The organism is Roseovarius lutimaris (assembly GCF_900115165.1).
Taxonomy (GTDB): Bacteria; Pseudomonadota; Alphaproteobacteria; order Rhodobacterales; family Rhodobacteraceae; genus Roseovarius; species Roseovarius lutimaris.
This window is the reverse complement of sequence record NZ_FOVP01000003.1, coordinates 130,935-152,069: the sequence shown is the minus strand read 5'-3', so window position 1 is coordinate 152,069 and position 21,135 is coordinate 130,935. Positions and strand designations below refer to the sequence as shown.

The window sequence follows — 21,135 nt, the reverse complement described above, 5'->3', positions numbered from 1 at the left end:
CGCCCCTGGCCCGGCCAAAGCCGCCGCACAAGCAAAAGAAACCAAAAATTAATCTTTTAAATCATCAACTTGCCGAGCATATCAAAGGTAAGGCATGCCTTGGGTGACATGTTATCAGGCGAACACGATCCCCCCAACAGGACGCAGCTTTCTGACCTTTTGCTGCGGCAGCTGTTCACAGGCTTTGTGAGCGCTTCGGCGAAATCCCGCTCATTTCGCCCTGCGCGCGCCAGCCCCCCCTCTGTTTGGCCTGCACCCGCAGCTATGCCGCTCATTTTCCGAGCGAAAAGGCCGGGCCTCAGTCGCTCAGCTTTTCCAGATTGGCATCTGCCCGGCGTGCGGCGGCCTCGAAGCGGTCCTCGAAATCGGCGAGGTTTTTCTTGGGCTCCTGATAAAACGCCGTGAATTTCATCAACCAAAGCATGAGGTTATTGAGCATCCGTCCCCGCCACCGCATCGGCCGGTCGAAATCAAACAGCAAGATCACCCGCTCTTCGTCGGTGTCGTTCCAGACCTCGTGCTCATAGGTGTCATCAAAGGCAAAGACCTTGCCGGTCTCCCATGCCATGATCTGATCCTGCACCCGAATCCGGCATTTTTCGCGGTCCTTGGGGATGATCAGGCCAAGATGGGCGCGCACAATTCCCTTAGTCACGCCGGTATGGGCCGGGATGTGATAGCCCGGCGCCAGAATCGAAAACCAGGCGGTCTGCACATGCGGCACGCGGCTGAGAACCTCGGTTGTGACCGGGGCCTTGCTGCAATTCTTGGGCAATTGCTGACCAAAGCCATAAAGCACAAAGGTTTTCCACTGACGGGCCTTGGCAAGCCGGTATTGATCGGGCGAGACCTCTTCAAAGCCCGGAATATCCTCGCGATTTTTCAGGATTTCCTGAACCTCATCGCGCATCGTTTCCCACTTGTCCTCAAACTCGGTCAGAAACGGGAAATGGCTGTTGTCGATAAACGGCGTATCGGGAACGATACTTTGCTTGCTCTGAAACTTGGCCGCCCACCGCATCAGCTTTTTACCACGGCGCTTCACGAATCTACGGACCGGCCGGTTGAGCGTCTTGGGCTTGGCGGGCTGGGGGTCGTTGACGCTTGTCATCGGGGGCTTCCTTTGAACTGAACCATAGCGCCGCAGGATCATGCGGCAGGCTTCTTTGGGGTCTGGTAAATCCTTTAGGCCGGACCGACAATACAGCTTGGCGTGAAAACTTCAACGTGCTGCGCTGCGGCAGGCGGGGTTAACCCGGCAGAGGCCGTCAGGCCATCTGAAAATCCTCGCCAAGATAGACACGGCGCACGTTCTCGTCGCGCACCACTTCATCCGGGGTTCCGCTCATCAAAACGCCGCCATCGTGCAGGATATAGGCGCGATCGACGATTTCCAGGGTTTCGCGCACATTGTGGTCGGTGATCAGCACGCCGATGCCACGGTTTTTCAGGTCGGCCACGATGGTGCGAATTTCGCCGACGGCAATCGGGTCGACCCCGGCAAAGGGTTCATCGAGCAACAGGTATTTTGGATTGGCGGCCAGACAGCGCGCAATCTCGACCCGGCGCCGCTCGCCGCCCGACAAGGACAGCGCGGGCGCATGGCGCAGATGGTCAATAGACAAATCTGACAGTAACTCTTCAAGCTTTTCGCGCCGCAATCTTGCATCGGGCTGAATGATTTCGAGGATGGTCAGGATATTGTCCTCGACACTCAGCCCGCGAAAGATCGACACATCCTGAGGCAGATAGACAAGCCCAAGCTTTGCCCGTTTATCCATCGGCAGCCCGATAATATCGGTTCCGTCGATGGTCACCTGCCCGCCGTCGGGCGCAAGCAGCCCGGCGATCATGTAAAAGCAGGTTGTCTTGCCACAACCGTTCGGGCCGAGAAGCGCCACGACCTCGCCGCGGTGCAATTCAAGACTGACATCGCGGATCACCATCCGGCGCTTGTAACTCTTGCGCAGGTTGATAATCCGCAGCCCGTCCGATCCCGGTGTAGCGCCGAGGTCGTCTGCCGTCATTGACCGGCCTCCCCCGCCGGGTCGCTGTCGGACTGAACCGGCTCCGGGTCTTTGGATCTGCTTTTGTCGATAAAGGTGCGCACCCTGCCCTGCATCTCGGCCGTTCCATCATCAAGATACACCACCATCCGCTCGCCAGCGACGGTATTCAGCCCCTGCGTGACAAGCACATCGCCGGTCATCACGATTTCGCGCGTGGCGATCGTATAGACCGCATCGGCGGCTTCGGCTGTCTCGGTCGGGCTTGTGATCGTCACGCCGCCACTGGCGGTCAGACGGATGATCTGATTGGGCTTGGACGAGCCCTCGATCATGCCGTATTCGACAAAAACAGTGGCAGAGTTGAGTTTCAGATCGCCCTGCTCGACATCGACGTTACCGGCAAACATCGCGGTGTTGACGTTCTGATCCATCTGCAATTCGTCCGAGACCACCTGAATTGGCATATCCGCCGACACCTTGAACCCGCCAAACGACAGGTTGGTCCCGCGCGGCGCGGCCAACCCGGCGGCGGGTTGCCCGGTTGCCGGCTCGATTGCGACCGCCTGGTCTTGTGCCTGCATCGGGGGGGCGGAAAACACCAGGCCAACAAGGGCCGCGCCCAAAAGACATGCCGCGCCGCGCGCCCGAGCCGATGTAGATGCCATTCTCAATTCCCCCAACTTTTGGAGAGGTATATCAGCATCGCCTCAGCCTTGGAAACCACAACCTCTTGCACCTCACCGAGAGTTGCAGACCCTCGCATTGCATATCGGCGCGGTTAACTTTGGCGGAAATGCGCGTCGATGCCGTTGTAATCCTCGACGGTGTCCACCTCGTTCCAGCGGCGGCCTTCGATTGAAAACGTGCCGACCTGACCGGTGGTATTGGCAATCGCGTCAATCGCCTTGAGGAACCAGTTCGACACCCCTTCGGGCGTGCGCATCATCTGTTCAAGTTTGGCGCGGTAAATGGCCGGTCCCTCGCCGGTAAAGCGCAAAAGCCCCATGGATTCAGCATCGGTCTTTTCCGCAGAGAGCGACTTGCCGATCGCGGCCAGCCGGGTGCCGTCAAGCTGCACTTTCATATCGTCTGAATCGTAAGAGCCCTTGCGATCAATCGTCACCTGAACCGGCAGAACATGCGGGCTGGAGATCACAGCGTTCAGCAACCCTTCCTCGAACAGGGTGTCGCCGTTGATCAGCAGAAAGTCACTATCCATAAAGTCGCGCACCATCCAGCAACTCGCGAGGTTGTCGGCGATCTGGTAGAATGGATTATAGAAGGTGGTGACCTTCATCGGGCCACTGCGTTTGGCAACCTCTTCTTCGACCAGAGCGGCCATGAAACCGGTGACCACCACGACCTCGCTCACCCCGCCGGCCTCAAGCGTATCGAGTTGACGGCCAAGGATAGTGGTATCGCCGATTTCCAAAAGGCATTTGGGGCGGGTTTCCGTCAGCGGCAAAAGGCGCGAACCGCGACCGGCGCTTAGGATGATGGCTTTCATTGGGGGGGCTCCAGTCTGTCAGAATATGAGGGAGAGGCTTCGAAATCGACAATTTCAAGGCCGTGTTCCGATGCGGCGTGCCGCAGGCGTTTAGAAGGGTTTACCGCGATACCGTGATCCGCTTCGCGCAGAAGTTCAAGGTCAGAGACGTGATCACTATAGGCATAGGTCGGGGGGCTGAAGGGGCGCTCGGCCCGAAGATCGGCGATGCGGCGCAGTTTTTCCGCGCCATAGCAATTCTCGCCGTCAAGCACCGGGCCATGCGCCCTGGCGGGCCATGTCAGGCGGGTGCAGATCACATCGTCAAAACCAAGTGCGCGCGCCAGCGGTTCGGCCACCACATCGACGGCAGCCGAAACCAGCACCAGCCGGTCACCGCGCGCCTTATGCGCCTTGATCGCGGCCTCGGCACCGGGGCGCAGGCCATTGGCCAGAATATCGGCCACGAAGATATCGGCCTTGGCCTGTAACTCGGCGCGGCTGTGCCCGGCGAGGCTGCGCACCCCGGCCGCCTTGATCGAAGTGCGCGGCACAAGGCGCAGTTTGTAGGCGATCATGCGCAGGGCGATCAGCGCGAACTGACCAACAAACCGGGGTCGGCGACCGTTCACATGGATCAAAAACCACGTCCAGGTCGGCGCGCGGGTGATCGTGCGATCAAGATCAAAGAGTGCCGTGCCCGCCATGCCGGATCAGCCTGCCATCCACGAGGTCGGCTTGACCGGAAGGCGCCACGCCTGAAACAGGCGGACCTGATGAAAGATCAGCCAGAACAGCGTCCAGACGCCCATGGCGACAAAGCCCCAGCCCGGTGCGCCAAGCATGACAAACAGCATGAAGATCAGCATGTTGGGATTGCGCCGCGCGGTGATTTCGCGCGCGATTGAATCGATCCGCTTCCAGACATGGATGTGAAAGCCGAAGAGACCGATAAAGGCCCCCTCCTGCACCCGGTTAAGCACATAACCGATCACCAGAACCGCCAGCGAGGCATCCAGCAGGAACGCCCCCGGCCCACTGGTCACCGGGTACAACCCGACCCACATCGCCCAGTACCAGAACGGCGGATGGATAAGATCAATCAGGTGATCGTAAAGATCGCCCCATTTGGAATAGCTCATCGTGGTGCGCGCCAGCTTGCCATCGACCGTATCCAGAAAGGTCATGATCCAGGCCGAAATGATGCCAAGCGCCCAGTGCCCTTCCCAGAAGAACCAGAGCGCGGCAAAGACCATAACAAGGCTGACAGTGGTCACCGTGTTGGGCGAAATATGCAGGGTCGCGGCGGCGCGGGTGGCGTGAAAGGCGGGCCAGGGCCAGGCGTATTTTGTCACCAGATCGGTGACGCCCTTGTAAGAGCCTTTGAACAGCCGCTTTTCCACGCTGCGCGGGGTCTGCGTGCGCATCGACAGGGCATAGGGGGCCTCGCGTTTGCGCAGCGCCTCGTCATAGGCGCCGGCGAACTCATCGGCATCGCCGGTCGTAAAACCCGCCGCCTGAAGCGCTGCCAGATCAGGGTTTTCCTGACCGATCTGTGCCTCGAAATCCGCAGGCAAGCTGCCCTCTGGCAGGTGCAGCGCGGCCAGACGCGGCGCACCGCCTGCTTTGTCAGGCACAACAAGGGCCGCCCCCGGCGTCGCCAAAAGCGCGCGCTGCAAGGCCGGCGACAGAACCCATTCGACCCCCACCAAAAGCCGCGCCGAGGGGTCATCGACCGACACTGCCCCGGCCTTTTTCCAGGCGCGGCGCTGCCATTCATGCAACTCAAGCCCCCAAAGCCGGGCTGGCATTTCGCCAATCAGGCGCAGGCTTGTGTCTTTTGTCATCGGGTAATTCCATTTATCATCGTTTTGCGGGCTGGCCCTGGTGTCGCCCTGAACCAGTCACGGACGACAAGGGGAATAACCATGGAAAGCGCCGAAATGCCAGAACGAAACGCCACTTTTTCCCGTTTCGGCGGTGAGGACACGCTGATCCGGGATTATCAATGGTGGAGTGTACAGGCGCGGCCACAGCAGGCGACGCTGGGGGCGATGATCCTGCTGGCACATGGGCCGACGCAGGCCTTTGGTGATCTGGACGGTCGCGCGCATGGCGAACTGGCACAGATCACCCGCGATATCGAGGCCGCCGTGGCGCGCTTTGGCAATCAGAAGATCAACTACCTGATGCTGATGATGGTCGATCCGCATGTGCATTTTCACGTTCTGCCACGCTATGACAAAGAGGTTGCGTTTGAGGGCATCACATTCGCCGATCCCGGCTGGCCTGCGGTGCCCGATCTTGGCCATGCACCCGAGGCCCCGGATGCGACGGCGCGGGTGCGCGTGGCCCTGCAAAAAAATTGGCCCACGTAACACCCTCAGGCTTCGCGCGCGGCGAGAATCTCGCGCACAAGCACAAGATCGCCGGGTTTATCGACGTCAATCGCGGCCTCGGCGAATTCAAGCGTGACGGGGCTGACCCGCGCGCCAAGCTGGCGCGACAGCAAGGCAAAGACCGCATCCGGACCTCTGCGCGACAAAACAATGCGCAGCGCCGTGAGCGGGCCGAAGCGCCAGGCGATGCGCCAGGGTTTCTTGCGGTCCTGTTCGGCGCTTTGCCAAAAGCGGATCACCTTGAGGGCCTCGGGGCTGGCCAGATAAAACAGGTTACAACCCGACAGCTCGGCCCCGCCAAGGCGCAGATAGGTGCGTCTGGTTTCCGGATAGTCGGCCTCGATCACGGCGCGCTCGGCAAAGCCGACGCAGAGGTCGGCATCGCTGGCCATGGATTTCGCCAGAAAGCTGTCGACCATCTCGGGCGTCAGCAGGGCATGATCGCAGGTTGTCACCAGAAGCGGTGTCGAAACCGGCCCCTCCAGAGCGCGGATAAGACTGGAGGCCGGGCCACGCCCTTGGGACGCCAGCGGCTGGCACGCGATGCCATCGGCGGCGGTCGCAAGCGCGTCACCCTCAAGCCCGAGAACCCAAGGAGGGGCATTGGCGCGGCTGGCGCCAAGGGCGCGCAACACCCGCGACAGCATCGGCTGACCGACGATGTCGATCACCGCCTTGCTGGCCACGCCTTCGGCCTCGCAGAGCGGATCGCCGGCGGCGCGCGCGCCTGCCAGAACAAGCACCTGAACGGGTTGGGATGGATTGCCGGTCATAGCGTCTTCTCGTAAACGCGGTAGGTTTTGTAACGCTTCATCTCGTAGAGATCGACAAGATTGAGCAGATCCTTGTTGGTCTCAAGAATCCACGACGCCTCGACCTGGCGCACGCCCTGCGCATGTTGCGCGGCAAAGGCGGCCTCGAAGCATCCTGCCATGGCGACCATGCCACGGCGGGTCTTGTGAAACTTGCGCCGTAATCCCGCCAGCGGCAGGCGCGCCCGTGTCGGCCCGCGCAGTTTGAGCCGATAGAGCAGTTGCGCCCAGCCAAACGGCAGGATTTTCCCGTCAAGCCCATCGACGATTTCGTTGAGATCGGGGAACAGAAAGGTGAACCCCGCCGGTTCGCCATTTATCATGGCAATCCAGAGAGACTCGGAACGCAGCAGCGGTTTGAGTTCCTGCGCCATCACAGTGATCTGATCGGCGCTGAACGGGACAAACCCCCAGTTTTGCAACCAGGCATCGTTGAATATTTCCATCACCAGTCGGATATCGGATTTGAAATTCTTCATGTCGAGCGGTCGGATGCTCAGTGCCGGATCGCGGTCAAACGCGTCTTTCCAGCGCTTGACGGTGGGCGGGATATGATAGGTCTCGTCAAACTCATGCAGGAAAGCATAAAGATCCATCGCCTTGGCAAAGCCCAGCCCCTCAAGCGTCGGGGCGTAATCAGGTCGGCCGTGCGGCATCATCATCATCGGTGGCGTGTCAAAACCATCGACAAGCAGGCCGGATTCCTCGTTGATCGAAAAGCTGAACGGCCCGGCAATGCGGCTCATGCCCCGCGCGCGCACCCAGTCTTCGGCAGCCGCCATCAGCGCCCCGGCGATATCGGCGTCGGGGGTGAGCGTGTCGAAAAAACCGAAATGCCCGGTGGCGTCCTCATAAAGCTCTAGGTGGCCCTTGTTGAGAATCGCGGCGATGCGCCCGACAACCTGACCGTCGCGGCGCGCCAGCATAAGCGCATGATCAATCTTCGCGAGGCCCGGATTATGCTTTGCCTCTAGCTGTGCCTTGCGTTCGAACCGCAGCGGCGCGCGCCAATGGGCAACATCGCGATAGGCGCGGTATGGCAGGTCGACAAAGGCCGCCCTATCCGCACGCGAGGTGGCCTCGCTCACCGTTATATCAGAGGTTGCGGACAAGGGGGGCGTACTTTGGGTCATCGTTGCAGTCTAATCCTTATGGCGGCGCCTTCACTGGGCACCTGAAAGGCCGCATCATCGAACACCGGCATCGCAAACGCCAGCTTCTTATTGCTCGACAGCGCAAAGGGTTCTGCGGGCATCATGTTCCATTTCTGATCCAGATCCCTGTCGGCATCCAGATCCTGATAGGCGGCCACCGCATAGGCGCCAGCGGCCTTGATGTCGAAACACACCGTCTGAGAGCCACTTTTGGCGGGCACCCGGATACGATGCACCCGCGACGCCTTTTTCAGGAAATCGCGCTTGCTGGGGCGGTAAAGCTCGACCGTGAGAATGCCTTGCGACGTGACGTTCTCGACAATCACCTTGACCTGAGGCGCGCGCGCACCGCAAACCGCCGCCGCCTCATGCGGGCGGATATCCAGCGTTGCGGCCTGCGTGGGCAAGCCAGAGACCGACAGCGCAAGCGCGCCAGCCATGCCGAGCGTGTACAGGGTGCGTTTGATGAACATTGGCACTCTCCTTTGTGTCACGACCTGGTTACAGTCAGCCGCTGGCGGTTATAAAGGTTTTCTAGTAACAGACTACAAGGAATGGGGCGATCACAAGTCATTGCAAGGCATGTAACACCCCCGACGGCCCGGAGAGAACGCCAGCGATGTTTTTCAAGTTAGACCGTTACCTGTTGCGCAACAACATTGGCCTGTTGGTCGGCTTGATTGCCGTGGCGCTGGCGATCCTGATGCTGGAACGGCTGATCCGCATCACCGATCTGATTGCCGGGTCGGATGACGCGTTGCAATCGGCGGCCCGGATGATCGCCAATCTGTTGCCGCATTATCTTGGCATGGCGCTGCCGGGGGCGCTGTTGATCGCAACCATCATCACCATCGAACGGCTAAGCCGCTCGGGCGAGATTGTCGCGCTGATGTCCACCGGCGTGTCGCTGCGCCGTATCCTGCGGCCCTATCTGGGGCTGGCGGTGGTGCTGGCGCTTGTCTCGATCCTGATTTCGGGTTTTTTACAGCCGGTGTCGCGCTACAACTACCGCCAGATTGTGCATGAGCTGAAGCAAAGCTCGATCGTGACCGCCTTCAAGGAGCGCAAATTCGTTCAGTTCGACGATAAGGTCGTCTGGACCTCGAAGGTCAATTTTGCCGGTCGAAAACTGGGCGAAACCTTTATTATCGACACCAGCAAGGACGGCAATTACAAGTTCATCACCGGCCATACCGGCGTTCTGAGCGAAGACGAGGACAGCACCTGGACCATCAATCTTCAGGATGCGATGATCGGCGACCTGCCCGCAGAGATCACCACATCGCAGGGCAACCGGCTTTATACCGCCAAGGTGACGTGGAAGATGCCGACACCAATCGAGGGCTACCGCGACCGCGGCGATGATCAGCGCGAGCTGACCCTCAAGGAACTGCTGAGCAAATCCTATCTGGCCAGCGACAAGACCATCAACCCCGCCGCCGCCCAGGCAGACATGCATGACCGGCTTAGCCGCGCGGCGCTTTTGATCGCGCTGCCGCTGATCAGCATCGTGCTTGGGCTGCAACTTGGGCGGGTTGCCCGCTCGGGCGGGCTGGCGGTCGGGATTTTGCTGTTGCTGGTGGTTCAGAAACTCCTGGAATTTGGCCTGTCGCTCGCCCAACGCGGGGCGGTGCCGCCCTGGGCCGGCACATGGCCGGTTGTGGCACTGGTGGCCGGGCTGGCAATTTACACCTTCAGGCGCACCGCCAGTGGACGATCCGCCTTTCCCGCTTTATGGCGGGTGAAACCCAAAACCGGAAACCAACCGACACGCCCTGAAACAACGACATAGACCTCTGAATGAGCCACCTTAACCGCTATCTTGCCGTGATGTTTCTGCAACGGTTTGTGCTCACAGTCTTTGGGCTGGTGGCGCTGCTTGGCGTGCTTGATGCGCTGAGCAATGCCGATCTGCTGCCCGAGAATGCAGGCCTGTCGGATCAGTTTCGCTATATGGCGCTGCGGATGCCGATCCTGTTTGACCGGATCATGATCTTTGCGCTTCTGATGGCGCTTTTGCTGACCTATATGAGCCTGATCCGGCGCAACGAGCTTGTGGCGATCGTCGGCGCGGGCATCTCTGTTTTCGGTCAGGTGCGCGCCTTGATTCCGGCGGTCCTGATCGCCACGATCGCCTCGGCGCTTCTGGTTGACCAGATCACCCCCATGACCACCCGCGCACTTGAGGATTGGCTCGGGCCCGAGGCGGTCCATGATAACGGTCAAGCCCCGAAATCGCTCTGGCTGGCCGATGGGCGCCTGCTGATCGAGATCGGCGGGCTCAACACCGATCGCAGCCTGAGCGATGTGACACTGTTCGAGCGCGGCGAAAACGGCAAGGTCAGCGCGATCTCAAGGGCCGGCTCCGCCATGGCGGTATCCGGGGGCTGGGCATTGAGCGATGTGCGCCAGATCCGCTATGACGGCAACACGGTCGCGCCGCCCGCAATTTGGCAGAGCGAACAGACGCCGCACACCCTGCGGCTGTTGATGTCAGAGCCTCGCAATCTGGCGCTCGCCGACCTTTACCGCCTGTCTCAGATGACCGGCTCGGGCAGCCTGCCGTCGGATGCCTATTTCGTGTGGTTCCTCAATCGGCTGTCGCTGCCGTTCATTGCCATCGGGTTCTTGATGATGACCGTGCCGATCATGCAGCACCTCGGGCGGCGCGACGGTGGCGAGTTTTCGCTCGCCATCGGCATTGCGGCGGGATTTGTCTTCATGGTGACGGATGGGGTGTTCAAGACCCTGTCAGAGAATGGTAGCCTGAGTGCGATCATCGCAGTGGTGGTGCCGGTCGGCACGCTGATGCTGATAGGTCTGTGGCTTTCTTATCATCGAACGGCATCGGCATGACACATCGCATCGGCCTAATCGTCAACCACGGCAGCCATGCCGTTGAAAAGCGCGGCGCCATGCTTGAGGCCGTCGCGCTTGAGCTGCCGCATGCCAGCTTTTTGCGGCTGGATGATTTTGCGAACCTCAACGGGTTTGTGCATCAAATGGCGCGCGACGGCGTGGAAAAGATATTTATCGAGGGCGGCGATGGCACGCTTTTGGCGGTGCTCTCGGCCTGTCTTGCCCCCGAGGCCGGTTTTGCCTCGCCGCCCGAATTCGCGATCCTGCCCGGCGGCAGCACCAATCTGGCGGCGCGCAGCTTTGGCTTTCGCGGCAGGACCGCAGGCGAGATCACCCGCCGCATTGCCGCCCTTGCCAACGAAGTAGACGAACCGACACGCGAAACCCACCGGGCGCTACGCATCGAAAGCGCCGCCCTGCCCAGCCCTGCGATCGGGTTTGTCCTGTCCACCGGATCGCTGGCGCGTGCGATGCTTTTTGCGCAGCGCGAGTTTCACGACGATGAGCAGCGCGGTTTGCGCACTGTCATCCTGGCGATTGTGCGCTTCGTGATGGCACCGGGCAGGTATCGCGACACTGATGGCGCCCCGGTACTGCGGGCCTCGCATCTTACAGTGCGCGGCGCGGGCGTAGAACTTGACGGGCCGCATGCCCTTGGGTTGGTAAGCTCCCTGCCCCGGCTGAGCCTTGGGCTGAACCCGTTTTGGGGCACAGGTTCGGGGCCAATCGCCCTCACCCATGCCGCCTGGCCGATCAAAGGGTTTCGCCGGGCGATTACAAAGATATTGCTGCACCTGTCCGGCCCGCGTCTTGCCGCCCACGGCATGACCAGCTATCGCAGTGACCGGTTTGACCTTGTCCACGACGACCCGATTGTGATCGACGGCGAACCGGTGGCCTGTGCCGAGGACGGCAAGCTGCATATTACCACGACCGAACCGCTGGTGTTCCTGCGATGAACGCGACGCAGGTGATGGCGCAATTGCGCCAGGTGATCGAGGCCGATCAGGCCCCGCTTTCGACTCCTGCACAGACCATGGCCGAGGCCATCCGTGCCCGCCACGGCGCGGCGGTGCGCGCGCTGATCTTTTACGGATCAGCCCTGCGCGAGGGGGAAGCGGCGGAGAAGATGCTGGATTTCTACGTGATCGTGGACAGCTACCGCGCGGTTCATGGCCGAGGGCTTGCCAGTCTTGCGGCCTGGCTGTTGCCTCCAAGCGTGCATTTCCTGGAGATCACCGATGCCAACGGCAACCGCCTGCGCAGCAAATACGCGGTGGTGTCCGAGGCCGCGTTTCTGCGCCGGGCCAGTGGCGGGTCGCTGGAATCGATGCTCTGGGCGCGGTTCACCCAGCCCGCCACCGTTGTCACCGATGATCCGGGCCTGCGCGCTCGGCTGATTGACACGCTGGCGCATGCCTGCCGGCATTTTGCGGCGCAGGTCACCCCGCTTTTGTGCGGCCAGCAACAGCCCGGTGACGTCTGGGTGCGCGGCTTATGCGAAAGCTATCGCACCGAGTTGCGCCCCGAAAACCCCGCCCCGCGCGCGATAGAGATCGTTGCGCGCTTCCCCGAGCGCTATGCTCGCCTGTCGGCGATCCTGTTGCCGCAGGACAAGGACGGCGCACCGGACCTGCCGGATGCCGGGGGGCTGCGCCGCATGGCCTGCGCGGGGAAATGGGCGCTGCGCCGGGTGATCGGCAAACCGCTTGGCGCGCTGCGCGTACTCAAGGCCGCGACGACATTCGATGCGGGGCTGGATTACATTCTTGAAAAGGTGGCCAGCCATTCCGGCGTGAAGCTGGAGGTCAGCGAATCTGAGCGCCGCCACCCGGTCCTGCACGCACCAAAACTTGCCTGGCGGCTCTATCGCGCCGGGGCGTTCCGCTAAACGAGTGTCGCCTTGTCCGGCAGCTCCAGCCAATCACCGATCTTATGGTTCCACTCATCGGGGGTGAAATGGGTGTAACCGCCAACCGGATTGAGCGTCAATTCACCCAACAAAAGCCGACCCTCATGGATGTAGAAATCCACCCGCACCAGCGAAAACCCCTGCGACAGGGTTTGTGCAAGCTCGATCATCTCGTCGAGTTCCGCAGGCCTTGGAGGGGGGGGCCCATAAGGGGTAAAATTGGCATAGGTACAAGGCATCGGTTGCCAGTCAGCATCCATAAAAATGCTGCGGAAATTGATATAGCGGCCCTCGCAATATTGGATGATGCGCACGTCGCCGTTGAACACGAACAGCTTGTAATCCGGGATATCGCCGCCGCCATTGTCCAGATAATGCTCTGCGATGATCCGCGCTGGTGAGGCGGCATAGTACCACTCGCCCTTGTTATCGGCCATGTTCGTGTTCATCCAGAGATCAAGCCGCTTGCGCACGGCCGCCTCGTCGATCACCTGACCGGGGGCCTTGATCACGTTCCAGGCGCTGCCGTTAGTGACCTTGAGAGCATAGGCATCGGGCAGCGCGCGAAAATCTACATCAGCGGCGCTGTCCCAGACTGCGTGCAACCCGTTCATGAGATGGCCAAGCCCATGCTGCTCTGCATAGCCGCGCAGCCTGTACTTGTCGGTGACGACGGCATTTATCGGCCGCCGGTCGTTAATCTTGAGCCAGCACATTTTCTCACTGATGGTGCGCGGGTTTTCAAGATCGGGCCATGCCCCGAAAATGCGCTTGTAGGTCACCCGGATCAGCGCCTCGTGGAAATCCATGCCGGGAAAGCGCAGGTGCGCCTCGATATGGCGTGTCGACCGCCAGCGTGAGGCATAACGCGCCAAGATTGCCTTGAAATCTATATCCATGTCAGGGAAGAGCCTTTCCGATCTGCCTGATGCCGCTCGTCCTAACAACGATTGGCTGGCAAGGCCAGCCTGTTGCAAATCAAAGCCAAGCCGGTTTGGCCGATGGCCAGATCAAGGCGCATCTTCCCTGAGCTTTGAACGTTTAATCCGCTTTTTCAACAGACCGCGCCCGATCCAGACGCTCAGCCCACGTGAAGTAAGCGCAAAGCCGATCATCCCAAAACCCACGGCATTGAGCCCGATCACCCAAAGCCCGCCAAGCATGATGATGGTATAGACCGTCATTGCCGCGATCTGAATCAACAGGGCGGTGCCGCCCTTGTTGGCCGAAAACATCGCATGATGTAGCGCAAAGCCCAGAATGTTGATCAGAGCCGCCATAATCAGCAGGCGGAACAACCAGATATGCGCAAGCAGGTCCGCGCCAAATGCCAGTTCCACAACAATCGGCAGCACCGCAAACAGGATGCCACCGCCAACGACGACGAAGATCGCCGCGACCTTGATCTGCTGCACCACCAGAGTGCGCAACCCGGCCCAGTCCCCGCGCCCTGACAGGCGCGAGAAATCCGGCAAAAGTAGCGGACCCAAAAGCCGCGTCGGGCCGGAAATACCTGTGGAAAGCTGGCGGGCAAGCTGAAGCACTGCCGCCTGAGCCGCCCCAAGCTGCGCCCCGACAAACAGCGTCGTCAGATGGTTCACCGCAAGCGGCCCGATGCCGATCAGGTTCGACATCACCAGAAAATGCCAGATACCGGGAAATAGCGCGCCGGTCTTGCGCAGATTTAGCGAAAACTTTGGCCGCAGGTCGCGCTTGATAAGCTCATAGGCGCAAACCGCCATGGTCATCGCGCCGCTGATCACGAACCCCGCAAACCAGGCCATCGCAAGATGCACGACCGTCCCGCCCAGCATCATTGCAATCAGCACAGCCACCAGCCGGATGACCGCGTTCAGCCCGTGTTGCAGCGCCAATATCTCGACCCGTTCAAATAGCCGCATCACCCCGTTCGGGGTGGCATTGGTCAGGAAAATGATCAGGATCATGAACCACGGCGCAAACTCGGTGACCTGCGCATTCCAGCCAAACCAGTCCGCCGCCTGCGGGATCAGCAGGACCGCGGCGACAATGGCCAGAAACATGGTGATGACATCAATGCTGAGGGCGAGGCCTATCAACCGGCGCAGGTTGTTTTCCTCGCCGCGTTCCTGCGCAATCACCCCAAAGCGCAGAACCGCCTGCCAGGATTCAAATTTCGCCACCTCGGCGAACACCCGGACATAGGCGATCAAAAGCATCACCATACCAAGATCGGCAGCACCATAGGCCCGCAGGATGATCACGTTGGTGCCAAGATTGAGCAGGCCAAAAACCACCCTGCTGCCAACAATCAAGCCGGCATTGTGCAGGAAACGGCGGTGAATGTCTTTGTTGCTCACAAAGGCCCCGGATGCATCATTACGGCGGTACGTCTAGTCCAGCGGCGAGGCCGAAGCCGCGGTGAACACCCGCTGCTTGCGCTGTCCCTTGCGGTTTTCCTCGCAAATCAGGGACCAGCGTACATCAGGGTAACGGCGCGAGGCCAGCGACATCTGCACATGCCACCAATAGGGCGGTTGCTGGGTTCGGTTCACATCGCGCCCATCCGGAAGGCTTGTACTCGCCGGGTCGCAGGCTGCGACCACCATCACAAAGCCGCTGGCGCGGGCGAACATGTCTTCAAGGACCCAAGGCACATCGGAGGGCGACAAGCGTTCAAGCATACCGGCCGCGATCACCCCGTCATAGGTGGTCTCGCCGATGTCGGCAATCGACGAGCGCAAGGGATCATGCCAGTGGATGCGCGCACCGGGAATGGGCGCAATGTCGGTGCCCTCACCTGCCACGAGCCCAAGGATGTCTGTGGCCCCGGTCGCCTTGGCCAGTTTGGCCAGCGCCGCGACATGGTCCTCGACCCGGACGCCAACCTCCGGCGTGTCGTTCATCTTGCGATATTGCGCGCTCAAGCGGGCGAATTCGCCGCTGGGATGCTCTTTTGTGAACATCAGATATCCGGCCTCATCGGCGGATTTCTCAAGGTCGTGCCAAAGGCCATAAAGCGGCCCCTCGCGATAGCGAAGATAACCGGGAAAGGGTTTCCAGGGTTGCGAATGCAGGGTGGTGTAATGCAGGCAGTTGGTTTGCTCGACCGGATGTTCGCCATCGCGCGAATTCCAGGTGCCGGGCATTTCGCCAAACAGGCCGGCCTCGTTCATTGCGCCCTTGAAATGATCGTGCTTCTTGCCTGCGGCCACATCCTCAAGCGTCCAGAGTTTGGCCATCTTTTCGCAATCAATCAGCATGACCGAGTTTTCCTTGACGGAAATCGCCAGCACGCCCTTGCCCTGCATATCCATGTCAAACAGACCCGCCGGGTCTTGTAGATAAATCTGGTCAACATCGTTATAGATCGCGCGGCCGGTGTTGCCCGCCCAATGCGGGATTGCATAGCGGTAATTGGTAAAGCCGGTTTTCCAGCCCACGCGCGCAATGCCCGCCACATTCGACATCAGATGAATTTCATAGGCGCGGCCTGGGTCACGCACCTGCATCACCGACCAGACGAAAATCCGCGTGGCACGATACTGCCCCGGCTCGGTGCCGAGAAAAATCCGTACCGCTGGCTTGTCCGACGGCGTCGTACCGGGCTGGGGATCAAGGCGGATTACCTCCATCTCCTGCATGTCACCGGAATCGCGACCCGGATCCTTATCCAGCCAATAGGCCATCTGGCGGTGATACCAATGGGTTTTGTACGGGTTCTTCATCTTGAATGACCTTTCGTTACCTCGTCGGATGCGGGGTCGATCTTCACATCTTCGACGTTGCGTACAGAGTCAAGCCTGCGGTGGGTCCACAAGCGTAAACCGGCTGTCTGCGACACTATGCGCAAGCTCTGAAAAGGCAGGGCTGAGAGTCATGATTTCACCCTCATAACGCGCCAGATGGGCGCGGATAAACCCCTCATCGGTTTGCCGGTCATGGGCGGCGGTATAGGCGTTCACTGCGGTTGTGCGCCCCGGATAGGCCCCGGCCTTGTCGGCGAACATATCCATGCCCGCCACGATCAACCGGCGCGGTGCAAGCGCAATGGCAGCGGCCAGCATCACCGCACCGGTGGTCGGGCGCGGGTGACCCTGCAAAGAGCTACCCAGATCGGCAATGTCCTCGACCACGACATAGGACAACCGTCCGCGCCAGGGGGTAAGCAGGCGCGCGCCAAGCAAGGCCTCTTCCTTGCGCCGCGACGCCACCCCGACCAGCGTTGGCCCCGCCGCGCGCATGGAGCGTTTGACCCCGGCAAAAAGCACATCGGCGCGGGTCATGTAACCGTCTTGCATCCACTGATGATTGACCCGGAACAGCGCGTCATGCGCGAGCGTTTCAAGCCGGGGGTCGGCTGAGGTCGGACCATTACCAAGACACATGATCACCTGCGGCTGGTTCAATTGCGCGCAAAGCGCATCGCGGCTTGCGATCCGGCGGACCAGCGGGGAAAACAAGGTGCGTGCGCGGCCACGCATCAGCCTTTGCGCCCCGCGAGAGAGGGCCCCAAGCACCGGGCCATCGCCGCGCTCAAACCCCATTGCCGAAATCAGGTGATCCGCAATCATCGCCACATCGCCGTGCTCGGGCAGGCCGTCACGGGCCGATTGCGACAGCGCCGTCAGCGGGTGATCGGTGCTACCACTCTGCAAGCCCTCACTTGCAAGCCCGAAAACCGGAAGGCCGCGCCGGATCGCCCGTTTTATCAGGGCGGGCCTGTGTGCGGGCGCTGCGGCCTCGATGCTCAGCATCGCCCGCGCCCGCAGCTGTGCCAGTGTCAGGCCCGGCCTTGCCTTGTGCACAAAGGCGCGCGGGAACCGTTGGGCCAGCGCCCCTGCCTCTGCGGGGGGCGAGACCAGCACCACCGACAGGCGTTTGGGGCTATCGCAGAAGGCCTCAATCACCGCCTGCGCCCCCGGAACGGTCACGCCGTCGGACGCGAGCATGACGACCACCGCATCCTCGGGCGGGCGGGTGCCGATATCATGTGGCTGGCTCATGCCCAGTCTTTCGACAGGCTGCCCTGCTCCATATAGGCCGCAATCGCCCGCGCGCCGCGCTCCGAGGCGGGTGCATCGGCAAAGGGTGCCTCTGGTCCGATGGCATCTTCGTCCAATGCGGCCTGTTGCGCCGGGCGCCAGCGTTCAAACTCACTCAAGGCCGCATCAATCGCACCATCCAGATCGGCAACATCCTCAACCACCGGGCCAAAGGTCCAGGACCGGAACGACGGGTTGCCCTTCCAATTATCCTCATCGGGGTTCAGAAAGACACAGGGCCTTGGCCGGTTGATGAACTCGTAAACCTGACTGGATTGATCCCCGAGATAAAGATCGGCCGCCCGCAGATAGGTCATATCCGACGAGGCGCGACTGCCCAGATCGACCTTGATCCTTGGGTGGTTGCGAAACCGCTTGGGCAGGCGCGCGCCGCGCGTCCAGCTGCGTTTGAACAACAAGGCATGCGGCGCAAAGATCACGTTGAGATCATCGCGCGCCGCCAGCCTGTCGAGAACCGCCTCGCCCCAGCGATGCCAGGACGAGCCGCGCGGGTTTTGCGTCGGATTATAGACCACGACCGGCTTGTCATCGTCAAACAGGCGCAGCGGCGCTTGCGGCACGGCCTCATACTTGGGATAGCCGATTATCGCATGGCTGGTGTCCTTTAGCCGCCCTTCGGCCCACATCGCCCGCGCCAAGCGGCGGCCCTGCAACAGCACCAGATCAAAGGTTTCCACCCTCTTGTCGAAATTGCCAAAGGGATTGCTGTAAAGATCGCCCGCACCATGGCCGGTAAAGATCATCTTGACCCCGGCCATTTTGGCCGACCGGCGCAGCGCAAGAGAGGTCATCTCCGGCATGATCAGCGCATCATATTGCGACAGGCGCGCAATATTGGCCTGCAACACCGCAACCTTGCGCGCAAAGGTGAACTGACGCAAAAGCGGATCGGCCAAGCGGAAAATCAACGGCACCTTCAAGGCCCGGATAGTGGCGGTCTGGCCGTCAAACCGCCCGGCGATTTCTTTGGCAAACGCCATCTCGGACCGGGTGGAGCATAGGATATCCACCGTCCACTCCGGGCGCACCCGCGACAGCGCAAAGCCATAGGGCGCCGCATGCGGCACCTGGTGCGGCTCGAAATGATTGAGGATCACGCCTATACGCATGGAAAATGCCTTGATATGGGATGCCCGGACTGTGCTGATCGCGGCGCTACCCTTAAAAGCATTGAACCGCGATGGCAAACCCTCTGTGCCTTTGGGCCCCGACCCCGAGCCGGTCAATGCGGCCCCTGATCGGTTTCGCGTGGCAAACGCAGGATCGCCAGTCGGCATATCTTGCCGATGTACCAACCACCCTATACAATTAGACAAATTACCCCAAACACAATGGAAACCCCTAGCGTGATTCATGGTGACAGATGATGCCCCGCACCCCGATCTGGAAATCCATAACCACCACGCTTGAAGGCGAGATCGCCTCGGGGCTTTACCGGGTCGGCGACAAGCTGCCGACCGAGGCGGCACTTGCGGCCCGCTTTGGCGTGAACCGACACACAGTGCGCCGCGCCCTCGCCGACATGACCGAGCGCGCCATGCTGCGCCCGCGCCGGGGGGCCGGCGTGTTTGTCGAGGCCCCGCCGACCGAATATCCGATTGGCCGCAGGGTCAGGTTTCACCAGAACATCGCGGCAACCGGGCGAGTGCCCGAAAGGCAGATGCTGAGGATCGAGACGCGCCTTGCCGGTAAAACCGAGGCCAGGGTGCTTGGGCTGCGACCCGGCGAGCGGGTTGTCGTTTTTGAGGGGCTGTCGATATCCGGCGGCGCGCCGATTGCGCATTTCGAAAGCGTTTTTCCCAAGACGCGGCTGCCGGGCATCGCCGATACCCTGCGCCAAACACCCTCGGTCACCGAGGCCCTGCGCCTGAACGGGGTCGAGGATTACACCCGCCGCGAAACCCGCCTGACCGCCGAGACCGCCAATGCCACGCAGGCGCTGCATCTGCGGCTGCGCGAGGGCGACCCTTTGTTGAAATCCGTGGCGGTGAATATCGACCTGCAAGGCCACCCGGTCGAGTACGGCACCACCTGGTTTGTCGGCGAGCGTGTCACGCTTATCGTGTCACCAGATTAACCCCCTCCTCCAAATAGGCAGAGTCCGAGTGCGCCAAATCGCCAGCTTGGAAATTTGCCTGCTCCGGCTGGCTGCACCGTGCATTCCCGAAGAATCCATAATACATATGACGGTAACAGATCATCAAAGGTGATTCATGGATAAAGCGGAACGTCACAACATCGCCAGAGACTCACTCTTGCTGCGCAGCCTGCCCAATGCGGTGGCTGACAGGTTGTTGTCGGATGCCACCTTTCGGGAAATCACACGCGGCGAAACGGTTTTTCTGCACGGCGAGCGCGCGCAGGTGATCCATGTGGTGCTGGATGGCTGGGTCAAGCTTTACCGCGTGTCCCCCAACGGAAATGAGGCCGTCGTCAATGTGTTTACCCGTGGTCACAGTTTTGGTGAGGCGGTGGCCTTTCGTCAGCAACCCTATCCGGTGTCGGCCGAGGCGGTGAGCGATTGTACCCTGATGTTGATAGCGGCACGCAGTTTCATCTCGATTCTTGAGCAGAATCCCGAACTAAGCCTTGCGGTCATTGCATCGACATTTCAGCACCTTCATGATCTTGTCGCCCAGGTGGAACAGATCAAGGCCCAGACCGGGGCGCAGCGGGTTGCGGATTTTCTGCTCCGGCTGTGCAATTGCCAGACCGGACCTTGCGAGGTGACTTTGCCTTACGACAAGGCGCTGATTGCCGGGCGTCTGGGGATGAAACCCGAAAGCCTGTCGCGGGCGTTTTCCAAGTTGAAAGTTGCCGGCGTATGCGTGTCGCGTCACCATGCCAAGATCGAGGACATCAAGCTGTTGCAGGAGTACGCCGAAAAAGATCCTGCCGATTCATGGAGTAAATCCCTGTGAGCAAACTGAACACCGCCCTTGCCGCGATTGACGCGGCCAATGCGCATGACCCGGACGTCAGCGAAGGCAAACCCGCAGCCCAGCTTTACGGGCAGCGAATGAGCGAGGAAGCGCAGCGGCTTTTCCCAGACGCCTCCGAGCCGCTGAAAATCGCCGCACGGGGCCAGCATATTGAGCGTTGGGTGTTGAAAAGGAAGGACTTTCCCGAGGGTCGCGCCGGGTATCTGACCTGGCGCACCGAATTGGCAAAACATCACGCGACCCGCGTGGGCGAGATCATGAAAGACGCAGGATATTCTACGCAGGATATTGAAAAAGCACAGAAAATGATACGCAAGGACGGGATCAAGCGCGACACCGAGGTGCAGGCGCTTGAGGATGTGATCTGTTTCACCTTTCTGAAGTGGTATTTTGCCCCCTTTGCCCCGACCCAAAGCGCTGAAAAGCTTGACACAATCGTCACCCGAACGGCCAGAAAAATGTCGCCAGAGGCGCGCGCACAGGTGTTGAGGGAATTCGACCTGCCCGAAGACCTGGC

The 21,135-nt window shown here is 60.7% G+C and carries 21 protein-coding genes and 1 pseudogene; 8 read left to right on the top strand and 14 right to left on the bottom strand.

Annotation, left to right across the window (positions count from 1 at the left end):
* Positions 1–298 precede the first annotated feature (298 nt).
* The 6 genes from BMZ91_RS03755 to BMZ91_RS03730 all read right to left on the bottom strand — a co-directional run bounded on the left by BMZ91_RS03755 (position 299) and on the right by BMZ91_RS03730 (position 5,342).
* A complete protein-coding gene (locus tag BMZ91_RS03755) occupies positions 299–1,111 on the bottom strand; it encodes an aspartyl/asparaginyl beta-hydroxylase domain-containing protein (RefSeq protein ID WP_177193776.1) in 813 nt (270 codons plus the stop codon).
* A 157-nt stretch (positions 1,112–1,268) separates the two neighbouring features.
* Positions 1,269–2,027, bottom strand: a complete 759-nt coding sequence (lptB, locus tag BMZ91_RS03750) for an LPS export ABC transporter ATP-binding protein (protein WP_092834431.1) — start codon at positions 2,025–2,027, stop codon at positions 1,269–1,271.
* On the bottom strand, positions 2,024–2,674 hold the full coding sequence (locus BMZ91_RS03745; RefSeq protein ID WP_245736196.1) for an LptA/OstA family protein: 651 nt from the start codon (positions 2,672–2,674) through the stop codon (positions 2,024–2,026). The genes lptB and BMZ91_RS03745 overlap by 4 nt, the downstream gene beginning before the upstream one ends.
* Positions 2,675–2,787: 113 nt before the next feature.
* A complete protein-coding gene (locus BMZ91_RS03740) occupies positions 2,788–3,516 on the bottom strand; it encodes a phosphocholine cytidylyltransferase family protein (protein ID WP_092834429.1) in 729 nt (242 codons plus the stop codon).
* The gene (locus tag BMZ91_RS03735) at positions 3,513–4,202 is read right to left on the bottom strand and encodes an HAD family hydrolase (protein WP_092834427.1); all 690 of its coding nucleotides are present in this window, start codon (positions 4,200–4,202) and stop codon (positions 3,513–3,515) included. Before BMZ91_RS03735 ends, BMZ91_RS03740 begins: the two co-directional genes overlap by 4 nt.
* A 6-nt stretch (positions 4,203–4,208) precedes the next feature.
* The gene (locus BMZ91_RS03730) at positions 4,209–5,342 is read right to left on the bottom strand and encodes a CDP-alcohol phosphatidyltransferase family protein (protein ID WP_092834425.1); all 1,134 of its coding nucleotides are present in this window, start codon (positions 5,340–5,342) and stop codon (positions 4,209–4,211) included.
* Between the two features lie 81 nt (positions 5,343–5,423).
* Between BMZ91_RS03730 and BMZ91_RS03725 the strand changes: the two genes are divergently transcribed.
* Positions 5,424–5,873, top strand: coding sequence for an HIT family protein (locus BMZ91_RS03725; protein ID WP_177193775.1), 450 nt, complete (start codon positions 5,424–5,426; stop codon positions 5,871–5,873).
* Positions 5,874–5,878: 5 nt separating this feature from the next.
* On the opposite strand, the gene BMZ91_RS03720 is transcribed toward BMZ91_RS03725, so the two are convergent.
* Genes BMZ91_RS03720 through BMZ91_RS03710 form a run of 3 tightly spaced genes read right to left on the bottom strand, consistent with a single transcriptional unit; the run spans position 5,879 to position 8,333 of the window.
* Complete coding sequence (locus tag BMZ91_RS03720) at positions 5,879–6,667, bottom strand: nucleotidyltransferase family protein (protein WP_092834423.1); 789 nt, start codon at positions 6,665–6,667, stop codon at positions 5,879–5,881.
* On the bottom strand, positions 6,664–7,839 hold the full coding sequence (locus BMZ91_RS03715; protein WP_092834421.1) for a GNAT family N-acetyltransferase: 1,176 nt from the start codon (positions 7,837–7,839) through the stop codon (positions 6,664–6,666). Before BMZ91_RS03715 ends, BMZ91_RS03720 begins: the two co-directional genes overlap by 4 nt.
* Positions 7,836–8,333 (bottom strand): DUF2141 domain-containing protein, encoded by a 498-nt coding sequence (locus BMZ91_RS03710; protein WP_218145638.1) that lies wholly within the window; start codon positions 8,331–8,333, stop codon positions 7,836–7,838. Before BMZ91_RS03710 ends, BMZ91_RS03715 begins: the two co-directional genes overlap by 4 nt.
* Before the next feature lie 146 nt (positions 8,334–8,479).
* Between BMZ91_RS03710 and BMZ91_RS03705 the strand changes: the two genes are divergently transcribed.
* Genes BMZ91_RS03705 through BMZ91_RS03690 form a run of 4 tightly spaced genes read left to right on the top strand, consistent with a single transcriptional unit; the run spans position 8,480 to position 12,610 of the window.
* The gene (locus BMZ91_RS03705; RefSeq protein WP_092834419.1) at positions 8,480–9,652 is read left to right on the top strand and encodes an LptF/LptG family permease; all 1,173 of its coding nucleotides are present in this window, start codon (positions 8,480–8,482) and stop codon (positions 9,650–9,652) included.
* Positions 9,653–9,660: 8 nt separating this feature from the next.
* Complete coding sequence (locus tag BMZ91_RS03700) at positions 9,661–10,716, top strand: LptF/LptG family permease (protein WP_092834417.1); 1,056 nt, start codon at positions 9,661–9,663, stop codon at positions 10,714–10,716.
* Positions 10,713–11,678: a diacylglycerol kinase family protein gene (locus BMZ91_RS03695; RefSeq protein WP_092834415.1), complete on the top strand. Its 966-nt coding sequence runs from the start codon at positions 10,713–10,715 to the stop codon at positions 11,676–11,678. The genes BMZ91_RS03700 and BMZ91_RS03695 overlap by 4 nt, the downstream gene beginning before the upstream one ends.
* Positions 11,675–12,610 (top strand): hypothetical protein, encoded by a 936-nt coding sequence (locus BMZ91_RS03690; protein WP_092834413.1) that lies wholly within the window; start codon positions 11,675–11,677, stop codon positions 12,608–12,610. The genes BMZ91_RS03695 and BMZ91_RS03690 overlap by 4 nt, the downstream gene beginning before the upstream one ends.
* Here BMZ91_RS03690 and BMZ91_RS03685 read toward each other — a convergent pair.
* From BMZ91_RS03685 to BMZ91_RS03665, 5 genes are all read right to left on the bottom strand, one after another.
* A complete protein-coding gene (locus BMZ91_RS03685) occupies positions 12,607–13,530 on the bottom strand; it encodes an ATP-grasp fold amidoligase family protein (RefSeq protein WP_092834411.1) in 924 nt (307 codons plus the stop codon). The genes BMZ91_RS03690 and BMZ91_RS03685 overlap by 4 nt on opposite strands.
* Before the next feature lie 111 nt (positions 13,531–13,641).
* On the bottom strand, positions 13,642–14,970 hold the full coding sequence (locus BMZ91_RS03680; RefSeq protein ID WP_092834409.1) for a lipopolysaccharide biosynthesis protein: 1,329 nt from the start codon (positions 14,968–14,970) through the stop codon (positions 13,642–13,644).
* A 33-nt stretch (positions 14,971–15,003) separates the two neighbouring features.
* A complete protein-coding gene (locus BMZ91_RS03675) occupies positions 15,004–16,338 on the bottom strand; it encodes a hypothetical protein (RefSeq protein WP_143076293.1) in 1,335 nt (444 codons plus the stop codon).
* Positions 16,339–16,407: 69 nt separating this feature from the next.
* Positions 16,408–17,616: a hypothetical protein gene (locus BMZ91_RS03670; protein ID WP_092834405.1), complete on the bottom strand. Its 1,209-nt coding sequence runs from the start codon at positions 17,614–17,616 to the stop codon at positions 16,408–16,410.
* Positions 17,613–18,785: a CDP-glycerol glycerophosphotransferase family protein gene (locus BMZ91_RS03665; RefSeq protein WP_177193774.1), complete on the bottom strand. Its 1,173-nt coding sequence runs from the start codon at positions 18,783–18,785 to the stop codon at positions 17,613–17,615. The genes BMZ91_RS03670 and BMZ91_RS03665 overlap by 4 nt, the downstream gene beginning before the upstream one ends.
* A 257-nt stretch (positions 18,786–19,042) precedes the next feature.
* Between BMZ91_RS03665 and phnF the strand changes: the two genes are divergently transcribed.
* From phnF to BMZ91_RS03650, 3 genes and pseudogenes are all read left to right on the top strand, one after another.
* Positions 19,043–19,753 (top strand): phosphonate metabolism transcriptional regulator PhnF, encoded by a 711-nt coding sequence (gene phnF / locus BMZ91_RS03660; protein WP_092835115.1) that lies wholly within the window; start codon positions 19,043–19,045, stop codon positions 19,751–19,753.
* 136 nt (positions 19,754–19,889) lie between these two features.
* Positions 19,890–20,597: a Crp/Fnr family transcriptional regulator gene (locus tag BMZ91_RS03655; RefSeq protein WP_092834401.1), complete on the top strand. Its 708-nt coding sequence runs from the start codon at positions 19,890–19,892 to the stop codon at positions 20,595–20,597.
* A pseudogene (locus BMZ91_RS03650) lies at positions 20,594–21,127 on the top strand (DUF4202 domain-containing protein); the annotation flags it as partial. The gene BMZ91_RS03655 and the pseudogene BMZ91_RS03650, both read left to right, overlap by 4 nt.
* Between the last annotated feature and the right edge of the window lie 8 nt (positions 21,128–21,135).

Coding starts and splice junctions, on each gene's coding strand:
- BMZ91_RS03755 (WP_177193776.1), bottom strand. CDS start 1,111: ATGACAAGCGTCAACGACCCCCAGCCCGCCAAGCCCAAGACGCTCAAC.
- lptB (WP_092834431.1), bottom strand. CDS start 2,027: ATGACGGCAGACGACCTCGGCGCTACACCGGGATCGGACGGGCTGCGG.
- BMZ91_RS03745 (WP_245736196.1), bottom strand. CDS start 2,674: ATGGCATCTACATCGGCTCGGGCGCGCGGCGCGGCATGTCTTTTGGGC.
- BMZ91_RS03740 (WP_092834429.1), bottom strand. CDS start 3,516: ATGAAAGCCATCATCCTAAGCGCCGGTCGCGGTTCGCGCCTTTTGCCG.
- BMZ91_RS03735 (WP_092834427.1), bottom strand. CDS start 4,202: ATGGCGGGCACGGCACTCTTTGATCTTGATCGCACGATCACCCGCGCG.
- BMZ91_RS03730 (WP_092834425.1), bottom strand. CDS start 5,342: ATGACAAAAGACACAAGCCTGCGCCTGATTGGCGAAATGCCAGCCCGG.
- BMZ91_RS03725 (WP_177193775.1), top strand. CDS start 5,424: ATGGAAAGCGCCGAAATGCCAGAACGAAACGCCACTTTTTCCCGTTTC.
- BMZ91_RS03720 (WP_092834423.1), bottom strand. CDS start 6,667: ATGACCGGCAATCCATCCCAACCCGTTCAGGTGCTTGTTCTGGCAGGC.
- BMZ91_RS03715 (WP_092834421.1), bottom strand. CDS start 7,839: ATGACCCAAAGTACGCCCCCCTTGTCCGCAACCTCTGATATAACGGTG.
- BMZ91_RS03710 (WP_218145638.1), bottom strand. CDS start 8,333: ATGTTCATCAAACGCACCCTGTACACGCTCGGCATGGCTGGCGCGCTT.
- BMZ91_RS03705 (WP_092834419.1), top strand. CDS start 8,480: ATGTTTTTCAAGTTAGACCGTTACCTGTTGCGCAACAACATTGGCCTG.
- BMZ91_RS03700 (WP_092834417.1), top strand. CDS start 9,661: ATGAGCCACCTTAACCGCTATCTTGCCGTGATGTTTCTGCAACGGTTT.
- BMZ91_RS03695 (WP_092834415.1), top strand. CDS start 10,713: ATGACACATCGCATCGGCCTAATCGTCAACCACGGCAGCCATGCCGTT.
- BMZ91_RS03690 (WP_092834413.1), top strand. CDS start 11,675: ATGAACGCGACGCAGGTGATGGCGCAATTGCGCCAGGTGATCGAGGCC.
- BMZ91_RS03685 (WP_092834411.1), bottom strand. CDS start 13,530: ATGGATATAGATTTCAAGGCAATCTTGGCGCGTTATGCCTCACGCTGG.
- BMZ91_RS03675 (WP_143076293.1), bottom strand. CDS start 16,338: ATGAAGAACCCGTACAAAACCCATTGGTATCACCGCCAGATGGCCTAT.
- BMZ91_RS03670 (WP_092834405.1), bottom strand. CDS start 17,616: ATGAGCCAGCCACATGATATCGGCACCCGCCCGCCCGAGGATGCGGTG.
- BMZ91_RS03665 (WP_177193774.1), bottom strand. CDS start 18,785: ATGCGTATAGGCGTGATCCTCAATCATTTCGAGCCGCACCAGGTGCCG.
- phnF (WP_092835115.1), top strand. CDS start 19,043: ATGCCCCGCACCCCGATCTGGAAATCCATAACCACCACGCTTGAAGGC.
- BMZ91_RS03655 (WP_092834401.1), top strand. CDS start 19,890: ATGGATAAAGCGGAACGTCACAACATCGCCAGAGACTCACTCTTGCTG.